General features: G+C 72.3%; 9 protein-coding genes. 7 read left to right on the top strand and 2 right to left on the bottom strand.

The features are described from left to right. Positions 1 to 315: 315 nt before the first annotated feature. Both ACWD38_RS28735 and ACWD38_RS28740 read right to left on the bottom strand, forming a co-directional pair. Entirely contained in the window at positions 316 to 1,137 is an 822-nt protein-coding gene (locus ACWD38_RS28735; RefSeq protein ID WP_450125315.1) for a class I SAM-dependent methyltransferase, read from the bottom strand. 297 nt (positions 1,138 to 1,434) lie between these two features. Next, the gene (locus ACWD38_RS28740; RefSeq protein ID WP_450125316.1) at positions 1,435 to 2,256 is read right to left on the bottom strand and encodes a M23 family metallopeptidase; all 822 of its coding nucleotides are present in this window, start codon (positions 2,254 to 2,256) and stop codon (positions 1,435 to 1,437) included. 560 nt (positions 2,257 to 2,816) lie between these two features. Here ACWD38_RS28740 and ACWD38_RS28745 point away from each other — a divergent pair. The 7 genes from ACWD38_RS28745 (at position 2,817) to purH (ending at position 12,695) form a co-directional block, all read left to right on the top strand. Beyond that, positions 2,817 to 4,625 carry a hypothetical protein gene (locus ACWD38_RS28745; RefSeq protein ID WP_450125317.1) on the top strand — a complete coding sequence of 603 codons (1,809 nt, stop codon included), beginning with the start codon at positions 2,817 to 2,819 and terminating at the stop codon, positions 4,623 to 4,625. A 578-nt stretch (positions 4,626 to 5,203) separates the two neighbouring features. Continuing rightward, entirely contained in the window at positions 5,204 to 6,373 is a 1,170-nt protein-coding gene (gene sucC, locus ACWD38_RS28750) for an ADP-forming succinate--CoA ligase subunit beta (protein WP_184482980.1), read from the top strand. A gap of 3 nt (positions 6,374 to 6,376) precedes the next feature. Next, a complete protein-coding gene (sucD, locus tag ACWD38_RS28755) occupies positions 6,377 to 7,261 on the top strand; it encodes a succinate--CoA ligase subunit alpha (RefSeq protein ID WP_184482977.1) in 885 nt (294 codons plus the stop codon). Positions 7,262 to 7,629: 368 nt separating this feature from the next. Next, complete coding sequence (locus ACWD38_RS28760; RefSeq protein WP_184482974.1) at positions 7,630 to 8,574, top strand: DUF5336 domain-containing protein; 945 nt, start codon at positions 7,630 to 7,632, stop codon at positions 8,572 to 8,574. 173 nt (positions 8,575 to 8,747) lie between these two features. Beyond that, positions 8,748 to 10,313, top strand: a complete 1,566-nt coding sequence (locus tag ACWD38_RS28765; protein WP_450125318.1) for a cell division protein PerM — start codon at positions 8,748 to 8,750, stop codon at positions 10,311 to 10,313. Between the two features lie 226 nt (positions 10,314 to 10,539). Beyond that, positions 10,540 to 11,133 (top strand): phosphoribosylglycinamide formyltransferase, encoded by a 594-nt coding sequence (purN, locus tag ACWD38_RS28770; RefSeq protein ID WP_266090695.1) that lies wholly within the window; start codon positions 10,540 to 10,542, stop codon positions 11,131 to 11,133. Next, complete coding sequence (gene purH, locus ACWD38_RS28775; RefSeq protein ID WP_184482968.1) at positions 11,130 to 12,695, top strand: bifunctional phosphoribosylaminoimidazolecarboxamide formyltransferase/IMP cyclohydrolase; 1,566 nt, start codon at positions 11,130 to 11,132, stop codon at positions 12,693 to 12,695. The genes purN and purH overlap by 4 nt, the downstream gene beginning before the upstream one ends. Positions 12,696 to 12,820: the final 125 nt, after the last annotated feature.

Below are 12,820 nucleotides of genomic sequence, written 5' to 3' on the forward strand. Positions count from 1 at the left end.
TCAGTGGCTTCCTCGCTGCGGGATCTTTTTTCCAAGTGGCTCCGCCACGAGGAAAAAAGCTGTCCTCGCGAGGAAGCCACTGAGAACCCGCCGGTCGTCACCTTTTTGACGTGGGCTATGTGCTTCGCACATACAGGCACGGCTACGCCGCAAGGCAGGCTTGCTTCGCCGCCCAGAGCACGGCTTCGCCGTAAAGCACGGCCTTCGGTCGCGAGGCAGGCGTGGCTTCGCCTGCCCGCTGCACGGCTTCGCCGTAAGGGTTTTGCTTTGTCTTAAGCGTGGCGTTCGTGCTGCTTTGCTTTTTTGGGGTGGGGTTTAGTTGAAGTGCATGGTGAGGATTAGGGCTAGTTTTCTGAAGGTCGGGATTTTTCCTAGGGTGTGGACTAGGGCTCGGTTGGTGGGGGTGAGGCGTTCCAGGCTGGGGATGTCGAAGAAGGTCATCTCCTCGTCGAGGAACAGGCCGGGGACCGCTCGTTCCAGTTCGGTGCCGCTGCGGACCCCCCACTTCAAGCGGGCGTCGGCCGCTCGGACCGCTCCGTTGAGGCGGTGCGCCCAGCGCACCGCCAGCGGGCTCTGGACGTCGAAGACGAGGTGGCCGCCGGGGAAGTGCTCGGTGATCCGCCGCAGCAGCGCTACGCCCTCCGCCTCCTCCAAGTACATGACGAGGCCCTCCGCGACGACCAGGGCGGGCTTGTCGTTCGGGATGCCGTCGAGCAGATCAGGGGCGGTGACGGGGGAGCCGATGGTGTGGTGGTGCTCCCGCGCCGGGTAGATCCGGTCGCGCAGGTCGATGACCTCGGGGAAGTCGATGTCGTACCACTCGACGCTCGGCGGCGGCGCGAGCCGCTGCCCGCGGCTGTCGAGCCCGCAGCCCAGGTGCAGCACCGTGACCTCCGGGTCGGCGGCGAGCCGGGCCGCGGTCAGGTCGTCGAACGTGCGACCGCGCAGCGCGATCGACAGCGCGTCCCCACCGCGCAACCCCGTGGTGGAGAAGTCGTGGTCGATGCGCGCGACCGCCTCCTCCGCGTACGGGTCGTGCAGCACCGGGTTCTCGGTGCGGCTGTGCAGCGCCCGGCCGTAGAGGGTGGCGAGCATGGTCGCTCGGGCACCGGTGAAGTCGGCCTTCTCGCGGGTCATGACGGTTCTCCCAGCAGAAGTGTGCTTTCGGTGAGAACCCGACGCTACGTTCGCTGCACGAAGTCGTGGAATGAAGAAGCCGTATGAATCCGGGGCGCGGTGAACGCGGAGCGGGCCACCTGGAGTCCGAACTCGTCGCGCAGTAGGCGGCTGGCCGAGAAGCGCCGCCTCTCCGAACTCCTCCGCGAGGAGATGCCCGCCCTGACGGACGAGCGGAGGGCTACCCCTGCCGCGTCGAGCGGATGGCGCATCGGACCGGGTGCGGTCGGACGGGCCATCCGCTCGGATGGCGGGAGATCAGCTGACGTCGACGCCGCGAGCGCTCAGCCAGGGCATCGGGTTGATCTTCTTGCCGCTGGCGTTCCACACCTCGAAGTGCAGGTGGGTGCCGGTGGAGAAGCCGCGGTTGCCCATGGTGGCGATCTGGTCGCCGGCCTTGACGCTCTCGCCTTCGCTGGCGGTGATGGTGTTGACGTGGCCGTAGACGGTGATCGTGCCGTCGTCGTGCTGCACGCGCACCCACAGGCCGAAGCCGCTGGCCGGACCCGCCTCGATGACCACGCCGTCCTGCGCGGAGACGATCGGGGTGCCCTTGCTGTTGGCGATGTCGATGCCGTAGTGCGTGGTGCCCCAGCGGCCACCGAAACCGGAGGTGAAGGAGCCCTCGGCGGGGGCGACGACCTTCGGCCGCTTCGCCTCCTCCTCAGCGGCGATCCGCTCGGCTTCTTCTTCGGCGCGCTGCTCGGAGATGCGCTCGCTCTTGGCCAGCTTCTCGACTTCGGAGCCGGCGCTGCTGGCCCGGGGGACCGGGAGCATCTCCGGCGCCGGGGCGGAGCCGCCCATGCCGCCGCCGGAGTCACCGACGACGGAGCCGAACGAGGCGGCGGCGTCCTGGCCGGAAGCCAGCGGGTTGATGCCGTCCTGGTCCGGAGCGGGCTCGCCGCTGGCCATCGACTGACCGGCGGCGGCGAAAGCACCTGCCGCGACGGCCGCGACGACCAGGCGCCCGCGAATGACCGAAGGTGGGGTGGAGAACCGCCGCTGGCGCTGATGCGGGGGATCGTGCGGGGACGACTCCTCGGCGATCGGGGCGCCGCCGGGGGAGCGGTGTCGAGACAAGGCCTGCCCTTCCGTCTCGGGGAGTCCGTAACACGCTCCCGGACGGGGTTCCGGGGCGCCGGTCGGGGTAACCGGCAGTCGTGATCGGACCGTGACAACGGACCGGGGGACAGTAACCAGGCTGATCCCCTAGGGGCAAATCCCGATCAGTGGCCGTTCGCTCACGGACAGTGGCGATGCGGAGGTCGGCGCGGGTGGTCGCGCACGGTGAAACGGCGATCCCGGCGGGGTTACCGAGTGGCACTGCCTGCCGGTTCGTGATCGAGGAAGTCGCTCCCATTTGGACTATGGAAACGGGGTCGTTCCGCTTCGCCCGGTAGCGAGACACGCCCGAGTGTGGCGCAAGTCACAGAAAAAACAGCGCAATGCACTCAACCCCGATGACCCTTCCGAGGCCTCAAGTCGTACGAGCGCGCTAAGAACCTCCGTTATTCCCGACGGCACCGGGATCGTCGCGGGGCGGGCGCAACCGCCGCCCGTGGCCGATCCGCCGCGACCGTCCGTAGCGATCCGCTGAACCCCAGGGGGAACCCGGTAGATCGGTTGCTAGCGTCGGCGCGGTGAGCGCACGGCCCGATCTCCCGTTCGAAACCTCGGAGGCGCAGATGAGCCGTCCGGCGGCACCCGAACCCGGCGGCCCCCCGACCGGTCTCACCGCGGCGATCGCGCTGTCCGCCCTCGGCGCACTGCTCATCGGGCTCGCCCCGCTGCTGGGCCTGGTCGTGCCGGACATGCCCGCGGCGTTCCAGGCCTGGCCGGTGCTGCTGCTCCTGGCGCTGATCCCCGCCGTGCTCGCCGGGCTGTCCCGGCGCGCTCGCCCCGCCCTGGCCGCCGCCGTGCTGCTCGGGCCCGCGGTGCTCGCGCCCGGCAGGCTCGCGCACGACGCGCAGCTCGTCGTCGACGCGGGCCTCGCCGCCCGCCCGGAACTGCTGCTGCCCGACACGCTCGACCCGCTCGCCCCGGCCTTCGGCACCTGGGTGCTGCTCGCCGGGCACGTGCTCACCCTCGTCGCGGGCGTCCTCGCGCTGATCGCGGGACGCGGCCTGTTCGAGCACACCGCCGGCACCTCGTTCGGCGGTGATCCCTTCAGCGGGCTTCCCGTCAGCGACGGCGCGCCGCACGATTCCCCCCGCGCGGGCGAGGCCGGGGCGGCCTCCGCCGCCGGAGCTCGACGGCAGGGCCTGCTCGCGCTGGTGCTGTGCGCGACGGCCGTCGCCGCGGTCGGCCTGCTGATGGGTCCGTTCATCTCCGACGACCCGTACCTGCTGGCCAAGTCCGTCGTGGACGCACCGGTCGCGGTCGCGGTCGGCAGCCTGCTGCTGGCGATCGCGGTGCCCGCCGCCGCCGCGTTCACGGCCGGATCCACCGATCCGGAGCTGGTGCGCGGCGGACTGCTCGGGCTCGCCGCCGGACTGGCCGCCGCCGTGGTGCCACCGCTGCTCTCGGTGGCCGTGCTGCCCCGGCTCCAGCTCGGCTGGGGCCCGGTGCTCGGGCTGGCCGCGGCGGTGGCGCTGGTGGCCCTCGCCGTGGTGGGCGGGCGCAATCCCGACCGCGACCGCGGCGACGTGGCGCTGCCCGCGCTGACGAAGCTGCTGCGGACCTCGGGCGTGCTGGCGCTGGCCGCCGGGGCGCTCGCGATCACCTCCGCGCTCCTGCCGCACCTGGAGATGCCGAGCTGGGTCGACGACCCCTCGCTCTACCCCGCGCGGCTGCTGTGGCCCGGCGGTGTCGTGCTGGTGCTGCTCGGCGCGGGCCTGCTCGTGCCGCGCACCGCCACCGCGCTGCGCCCCGCGCTGACCGTGGCCTGGGCGATGCTGCCGCTGGCGGGCGCCGCCGCGCTGGACACCGTGCTCACCTCCACCCAAGTCGCCGGGGCGACCGCGGGCCCGGGGGCGTGGACGTCCGGGGCGGCGATGGTGCTCGCGGTGCTCGCCGCGATCGTGGCCGCGCTCGCCGGCGGCGTGGAGCGCGACGACGTGGACCTCACCGAACGGGACTGGCGGCCGGTCGTGGCGGTGCCCGCCGGGATCTCGGCGCTGCTGGGCCTGGCCGCTGTCCTGCTGCCGGTGCTCGCCGCTCCCGGCTACACCGCGCCGGGCGTGTTCACCGAGTTCGGCACCACCTCGTGGGGCCTGATCGGGGCAGGTGCGGCGGTGCTGATCGCCGCGGTGCTCGCGGCCCGCAGCCGTCCCGCGCGGGCGGTGGCGCTGCTCGGCGGCGCGGCGCTGGTGATGGCCGCGCGCGCCCTGGAGTTCCCGCTCACCGCCGACCGCACCGAGGGCGGCTCCCCCGCGCTGGGGCTGTGGTTCGCCCTGGCCGCGATCCTCACCCTGCTGATCACAGCGATCCTCGCCGCTCGCCGGGACTGACCCTTGGTCCCTGGCCTGGGTAGTGGGTCGGGTGGCGGAACCTCAGCGGTTTCCTCGCTGCGGGATCTTTTTGCCGAGTGGCTCCGCCACGAGCGAAAAAGCTGTCCTCGCGAGGAAACCGCTGAGAACCCGCTGCGGTGCCGGTTGCTCAAGCTGGTCGCTGCTCAGCGGCTTCGCCGCTGACAAGACACGGATCAAGAACATTGCTCGGCCGGAAAGCCAAGATCAAAGGCGGGCGGTGAGGCTCGCGGTCGCGGTCCGGGGCCGCCGTCGCGGACCGCGTGGGCGGCGGCGGAGACGAACCGGTCGGTTCGGCGTGCTCCGGCGGAACCTCACTGCTCCGGAAAAACCGGGGAAATTGTGTTCTGGGTCCCCTTGACGGGTCCCGAAGAGGTGTTCCGTTCGTCACTTACGCGCCGCATCCAGCGGTTTCAACTCGGTGAAATAGCCGGTCTGGATGCATTCACCTGCGGCGATCGGGCCAATGAGGTGAGCCAGTTCACCGGGTGCGGCGCACCGGCGGTCCTCGCAGGTCGCTATCGTCGCCGAGTCCGACACCGACGTCGCAGGAGAGTCGAGTGGACCTGTACGAGTACCAGGCGAAGGAACTCTTCGCTTCCCACGGAGTGCCGACGCTGCCCGGTTCCGTGGCCGTAACCCCCGAAGAGGCCAAGGCAGCCGCCGATGAACTCGGCGGGCCCGTGGTGGTCAAGGCCCAGGTGAAAACCGGGGGCCGCGGCAAGGCCGGCGGCGTGAAGCTGGCCGAGACGCCGGACGAGGCCCAGACCAAGGCCGAGGCGATCCTCGGCTTGGACATCAAGGGCCACGTGACGCGTCGTGTGCTGATCACGACCGCCTCCGACATCGCCGACGAGTACTACTTCTCCTTCCTGCTCGACCGCGCCAACAGGAACTTCCTGGCGATGGCCTCGGTCGAGGGTGGGATGGAGATCGAGGAAGTCGCCGCGACCAAGCCCGAGGCTCTGGCGCGCATCGCGATCGACCCGATCCAGGGCGTGGACGCCGCCAAGGCCCGCGAGATCGTCGACGCCGCGAAGTTCCCGGCCGAGGTCGCCGACCAGGTCGTCGACGTGATCGTCAAGCTGTGGGAGACCTTCGTTTCGGAGGACGCCACGCTCGTCGAGATCAACCCGCTGGTCAAGGACCCGCAGGGCAAGATCATCGCGTTGGACGGCAAGGTCACGCTGGACGAGAACGCTTCGTTCCGGCAGCCGCAGCAGGCCGGTCTGGTCGACGCCGAGGCGGAGGACCCGCTGGAGGCGAAGGCCAAGGCCAAGGACCTCAACTACGTCAAGCTGGACGGCGAGGTCGGCATCATCGGCAACGGTGCCGGTCTGGTCATGTCCACGCTGGACGTGGTGGCCTACGCGGGCGAGGCGCACAACAACGTCAAGCCGGCGAACTTCCTGGACATCGGCGGCGGCGCGTCCGCCGAGGTCATGGCGGCCGGACTGGACGTGATCCTCGGCGACAGCGACGTGAAGTCGGTGTTCGTCAACGTCTTCGGCGGGATCACCGCGTGCGACGCCGTCGCCAACGGCATCGTGCAGGCGCTGAAGATCCTGGGCGACGACGCGACCAAGCCGCTGGTCGTCCGCCTCGACGGCAACAACGTCGAGGAAGGCCGGCGCATCCTGGCCGAGGCGAACCACCCGCTGGTCACCTTGGTCGACACGATGGACGGCGCGGCCGACAAGGCCGCCGAACTTGCTGCTGCGGGGGCGTGACCCATGGCCATCTTCCTCAATGACGACAGCAAGGTCATCGTCCAGGGCATCACCGGGTCCGAGGGCACCAAGCACACCGCGCGGATGCTGAAGTCGGGCACGAACATCGTCGGTGGCGTCAACGCCCGCAAGGCCGGGCAGACCGTCGAGATCGAGGGCAAGCAGCTCAAGGTCTTCGGCACCGTCGCCGAGGCGATGAAGGAGACCGGCGCCGACGTGTCGGTGCTGTTCGTGCCGCCGAAGTTCGCCAAGGACGCGGTCGTCGAGGCCATCGACGCCGAGATCCCGCTCGCCGTGGTCATCACCGAGGGCATCCCGGTGCACGACTCGGCGTACTTCTGGGCGCACGCGAACGCCACCGGCAACAAGACCCGCATCGTCGGGCCGAACTGCCCCGGCGTGATCTCGCCCGGCAAGTCCAACGCGGGCATCATCCCGGCGGACATCACCGGCCCCGGCAAGATCGGCCTGGTGTCGAAGTCGGGCACGCTGACGTACCAGATGATGTACGAGCTGCGCGACATCGGTTTCTCCACCGCGGTCGGCATCGGCGGTGACCCGATCATCGGCACCACGCACATCGATGCGCTCCAGGCGTTCCAGGACGACCCGGAGACCGAGGCGATCGTGATGATCGGCGAGATCGGTGGCGACGCCGAGGAGCGCGCCGCGGACTACATCAAGGCCAACATCACCAAGCCCGTGGTGGGCTACGTCGCCGGGTTCACCGCGCCGGAGGGCAAGACGATGGGCCACGCGGGCGCCATCGTGTCCGGTTCGTCGGGTACCGCGGCGGCGAAGAAGGAAGCTCTGGAGGCCGCCGGCGTCAAGGTCGGCAAGACCCCCAGCGAGACCGCGAACCTCATGCGCGAGATCGTCAAGGGCTGACTTTCCGCTTCACGACCGGGGCCGGGCACCTTATTCGGGTGCCCGGCCCCGGTCGTTCCGGCCCGTCGTCCGAGGTCATGGGGCCGGTCGTGTTCCGGGCCGCGGCGGTGAACTTCTCCACAGTTGCCAACCGGGAGCGCCCGCCGCCGCGATGGGCCACGTCTCGGCCGGTCCCCTGCGGGCTCCGCGCGGGTGGTGACCGGGGTGAACGCGCCGGGGCGCGGTTCGGCCGAGCGATTCGGGTGGACGACCGCGGATCGTCGTACCCGTTCGGCGGCTGAATCACAGTCCGATACCGTTTCGAGTGTCACTCTTCCAAGTGACACTTGCGTTCTCCTGACCCTCGGCGAGGAGGAGTCCTCTCAATCATGTCCACGCCCTACGGTGCGCCCCCGCCCCACCAGCAGGCACCTCCGCACGCAGGGCCTCCTCGTGCGGAGACGCCGCAGCCCGGTGACGCGGGCGGCACCGACATCAAGTCCGTCCTGCCCCTCGTGGCCGCGGGCGCCGGGATCGTCGCGTACGTCCTCGGCTTCTTCGACCCGGCCGCCGCCGGGCTCATCACCGGAACCGCCGGTCTCGCGATCATCGCGACCGCCGTGCTGATGGGGATGCGGAAGCTGCCGAAGTCCCCGAACACCCTGGTCGCCGCCACACCGCTCGCGGTCTACGGCGTGCTGGCGCTGCTGCAGGCCGTGGTCGGCGGGCTCGCAGGCGCCGTCGTGATCGTGCAGCTGGTCCTGGCCCTCGTGCAGGCCGTCGCCGTCGTCGTGCTGGTGCTCGCCGAGGCCGAGGTCGTCGCGGTCGGCGGCGGCAAGAAGCCCGAGCCGCGCGGACGCCAGCAAGGCCCGAACACCGGTCCGTTCCCGCCGCTCGGCGGCCCCGGCCAGCCCGGTCCGGGCGGCCCCGGCGGCCAGCCGCCGTTCGGGCAGCAGCCCGGCCAGCCCCAGCAGCAGTGGGGACCGCCGCCGGGCGGTCAGCCCGGTTACGGCGGGCCGCAGGGCGGCCCCGGCCAGCCGCCGCCCGGCGGGCACCCCGGCGGTCCCGGGCCGCAGGGCGGTCCCGGGCACCCCGGTCAGGGCGGCCCCGGTGGTCCGGGCCCGCAGGGCGGTTACGGCGGACCGGGCGCGCCGGGCGGCTACGGCGGTCCCGGTGCTCCGGGCGGTCCGGGTGGCCCCGGTCCGCAGGGCCCGGAGAGCCCCGCGGGCGGCTCGGCCACCGGTGACCCCGGCCCGGCCTCCGGCCCGCAGTCGCAGGTCCCCGACGGGCCCGAGGGCACGCGGCAGATGCCGTACCCGGGTTCCTCGCACTAGTTCGATCGCGCGGACCGGGTCCGCGAGCCGAAGGGCGCCGACCGCATTCGCGGCGGCGCCCTTCGCGCGTTCCGGAACCGGGCTGGACGCAGCGTGATCGACGTCGCCCGATGGGCGGACGCTGCGGCGAGTCATGGGCGGTGCGCGCGGAGCCGGGTGCGAGATTCGGCCGCATGCCGCTGATCGAATCGCTGCCCGATCCGGACCTGGTGCCCGAGCCCGACGAGGAGCACCGCGACCGGATCGGGGCGCGGCGCCTCGGCTTGGTCGTGGTCACCACGACCCTGATCGGCTACCTGCTGGCCGCGACGCTGCTCGCGCTCGCCACCGGCACCGCCCGCGGTGCGGACGTCGCGCTGCCGACCCTGCTGGCCGCCGCGGTGCCGGGGTGGCTCGCCGCCCACCAGGTGCCGCTGCTGATCCTCGGCGCGCCGCTGTCGGTGCTGCCGTTCCTGCCGACCATCGCGCTCGGCCTGCTGATCGCCGCGATCACCGCCGCCTTCCTGCGCCGCTACGAGCTCAGCGGTGCCCGCGACGCGGTCCGGGTGATCGGCGTGGTCGGCTTCACGCACGCGGTGCTGGGGGCGGCGCTGGCCGCGCTGCTCGGCGGAGTCGTCGACGCGTCGGTGCCGGGGGCGTTCCTGCGCTGCGGACTGATCGCCGCCGCCGCTTCGGCGGCCGGGGCCTGCCGGTACGGCGAGCTGCTCGCCGCCCTGCGGCGGCTCGCGGGTCCGACGATCAGCGCCGGGCTCCGCGGTGGCCTGCTGGCCTGGGCGTGCCTGCTGGGCGCCGGCGCGCTGGTGGCGGTGATCGCGCTGTGCCTGTCCGCGCCGCGCGTCGGGGACTTGCTGAGCAGGGCGGACTCGGCGGGGGACGTGTTCGGGATGCTGCTGCTGTCGTTGCTGTACCTGCCCAACGCGATGGTGGCCGGGTGGTCGTTCGCGGCCGGGCCGGGGATCGGCGTCGGCGAGCTGGCCGTGCGCTTCTACGGCACGTCGCCCGGTCCGGTTCCGGAGTTCCCGCTGCTGGTGGCGCTCCCGCCGGGGGACGCGGCGTGGTGGTGGTCCGCGGTCGTGCTGCTGCCGGTCGCCGCGGGCGTGTTCGTGGGCGTGCGCTGCGGTCGCGACCTCGGCGGCGCGCACCGGTCGGCGTCGGTCGCGCTCGCCGCGCTGGTCGCGGCGAGCGGCGTGCTGGTGGTCGCCGCCGCGACCGGTGGCAGCGCCGGTGGCGGTGGATTCGACCCGATCTCGCTGCATCCGGTGCTCTCGGCGCTGGTCACCTTCGGCTGGGTGCTGGTCCCCGCGCTGCCCGCGATGTGGTTGTTCCCGGCCGATCCGGCGTCCCCCGCGGCGGAGTCTGACGCGGAGGCGCCGCCGGAGCCCGACGTGGCGGACGAGGTCGTCGACGAGGTGGCGGACGACGCGGCGGACGACTCCGAAACGGCGGACGACTCAGACGAGGACGACGCCGAGAACGACGCCGACGAGGACCAGGACGCTCCCGAACTGGAAGAAGTGGACCTCGAAGCCGACGAGTTCGACGTCGACGAGGCGGAATGGGCCGACCTGGTCCTGCGCGCCCAGCAGGCCGACGCCGCCGAACCGGTGGTGTCCTGGTCCGGGGACCTCTACGCCGACGAGGGGCCCGCCGTCGACGAGCGGCCCGGCGACGACCACGACGCGGAGCCCGAGCCGGGCGCGCCGTCCTCCGGCGCCGAACCCCGGGCCGACGACCGCTGAGCCGGTGAGGGCTGGGCCACTCGCGCCGGACCTGGCCGAGTCCGGGACGGGCCCGCCGCCTACGCTGCTCGGTGAGATCGTGACCAGGCACTGTCAGGAGTCAGAGCTGAGCACCCCCGCATCGAACGCGGCCTCCGCAGCACATCCGGACCCTGCCCCCGGCGCCTCCGGGCCGGATCCGGCCGCGCAGGGGCCGACGCGGTTCCGCCCCGCCGAACCCGCCCGCGTGCTCGTGCTGGTCTCCGGTTCCGGAACCCTGCTGCAAGCCGTGCTGGACGCCACCGCGCAAGCCGGGCACCCGGTGCGGATCGTGGCGGTCGGCGCGGACCGGCCCGGCATCGAAGGCCTCGCCCGAGCCGAGCGCGCCGGGATCCCGACGTTCGTGCGCCGCGTCGCCGACCACGCCTCCAGGCAGGACTGGGACGAGGCGCTGACCGAGGCGTGCGCCGCCTACGAACCGGACCTGGTCGTGTCCGCGGGCTTCATGAAGCTCGCCGGTGAGCGCTTCCTGGCCCGCTTCGGCGGTCGCTACCTCAACAGCCACCCGGCGCTGCTGCCCGCGTTCCCCGGCATGCACGGGGTTCGCGACGCCCTGGACTACGGGGTGCGCGTCACCGGCTGCACGCTGTTCGTGGTCGACGCGGGCGTGGACACCGGCCCGATCCTGGCGCAGGAGGCCGTGCCGGTACTGCCCGGCGATGACGAGGCGAGCCTGCACGAACGCATCAAGGCGGTCGAGCGGCGGCTGCTGGTCGAGACCCTGGAACAGCTCGCGCGGCACGGCTGGACCGTGCAGGGACGGAAGGTGGAAATCCCGTGACCCAGAACTCGCAGGAACGGCGGCCGGTGCGCCGGGCGTTGATCGGCGTGTCCGACAAGTCCGGCTTGCTGGACCTGGCCACCGGGCTGCACGCGGCCGGCGTGGAGATCGTCTCCACGGGCGGCACCGCGCGCGCCCTCGCCGACGCCGGAGTGCCGGTGACCCCCGTCGAGGAGCTCACCGGGTTCCCGGAGGCGCTGGACGGCCGGGTCAAGACGCTGCACCCGCGGGTGCACGCGGGCCTGCTCGCCGACCTCCGGCGCCCGGAGCACGCCGAGCAGCTGGCGGAACTGGACATCCCGGCGTTCGACCTGCTCGTGGTGAACCTGTACCCGTTCGTGCGGACCGTCGCCTCCGGCGCGGGCCCGGACGAGGTGATCGAGCAGATCGACATCGGCGGCCCCGCGATGGTGCGCGCCTCGGCGAAGAACCACGGCAACGTCGCCGTGGTCGTCGACCCGAGCAAGTACGAGTGGCTGCTGGAGCAGGTGCGCGCGGGCGGCTTCACCCTGCCCGAGCGGGTGGAGCTGGCCGCGGAGGCCTTCCGCCACACGGCGTCCTACGACGTGGCCGTGGCCGGGTGGATGAGCCGGGTGCCGACGGGCGACGACTCGGCGTTCCCCGGCTGGCTGGGCGAGACGTGGGAGCGGCGTTCGGCGCTGCGCTACGGCGAGAACCCGCACCAGGCCGCCGCGCTCTACGTCTCCGGCGGCGAGGCGACGGGCCTGGCCGCGGCGGCCCAGCTGCACGGCAAGGAGATGTCGTACAACAACTACGTGGACGCGGACGCCGCGTGGCGCTCCGCGCACGACCACGCGCAGCCCTGCGTGGCGATCATCAAGCACGCGAACCCGTGCGGCATCGCCGTCGCCGACGACATCGCCGACGCGCACCGCAAGGCGCACGAGTGCGACCCGGTGAGCGCGTTCGGCGGCGTGATCGCGGCGAACCGCGAGGTGACGGTGCCGATGGCGGAGCAGATCGCGGAGGTGTTCACCGAGGTCGTCGTCGCGCCCGGGTACGCCGACGGCGCCGTCGACGTGCTGACGCGGAAGAAGAACGTGCGCGTGCTGACCGCGCAGCCGCCGCGGTCGGGCCGGATCGAGATGCGGGCCATCTCCGGCGGGGTGCTGGCGCAGCAGTCCGACGCGATCGACGCCGAGGGCGACGACCCGGCGAACTGGACGCTGGCGGCGGGGTCCGCGGCGGACGAGGCGACGCTGGCCGACCTGAGCTTCGCCTGGCGCGCGTGCCGCGCGGTGAAGTCGAACGCGATCCTGCTGGCCGATGACGGCGCCACGGTCGGTGTCGGCATGGGCCAGGTCAACCGGGTCGACTCGGCGCGGCTGGCGGTGGCCCGGGCCGGTGAGCGGGCCCGCGGTTCGGTGGTCGCCTCCGACGCGTTCTTCCCGTTCGGCGACGGGCCGCAGGCGCTGATCGAGGCGGGCGTGCGGGCCATCGTGCAGCCCGGCGGTTCGGTGCGGGACAACGAGACCATCGAGGCGTGCGAGGCGGCGGGCGTGCCGTTGTACCTGACAGGCACCCGACACTTCGCGCACTGAGCTGGGGTTTCACGGCTCGTTTTGCTCTGTGGTCGGGTGGCGGAACCTCAGCTTCCTTCTCGCTGCGGGATCTTTTTCCCGAGTGGCTCCGCCACGAGGGAAAAAGCTGTCCTCGCGAGAAGGAA

It is taken from the genome of Saccharopolyspora sp. NPDC002578 (assembly GCF_053592695.1).

Excerpts from the sequence above, each read along its gene's own strand:
- ACWD38_RS28735 (WP_450125315.1), bottom strand. The coding sequence starts at position 1,137 with ATGACCCGCGAGAAGGCCGACTTCACCGGTGCCCGAGCGACCATGCTC.
- sucD (WP_184482977.1), top strand. The coding sequence starts at position 6,377 with ATGGCCATCTTCCTCAATGACGACAGCAAGGTCATCGTCCAGGGCATC.
- ACWD38_RS28760 (WP_184482974.1), top strand. The coding sequence starts at position 7,630 with ATGTCCACGCCCTACGGTGCGCCCCCGCCCCACCAGCAGGCACCTCCG.
- ACWD38_RS28765 (WP_450125318.1), top strand. The coding sequence starts at position 8,748 with ATGCCGCTGATCGAATCGCTGCCCGATCCGGACCTGGTGCCCGAGCCC.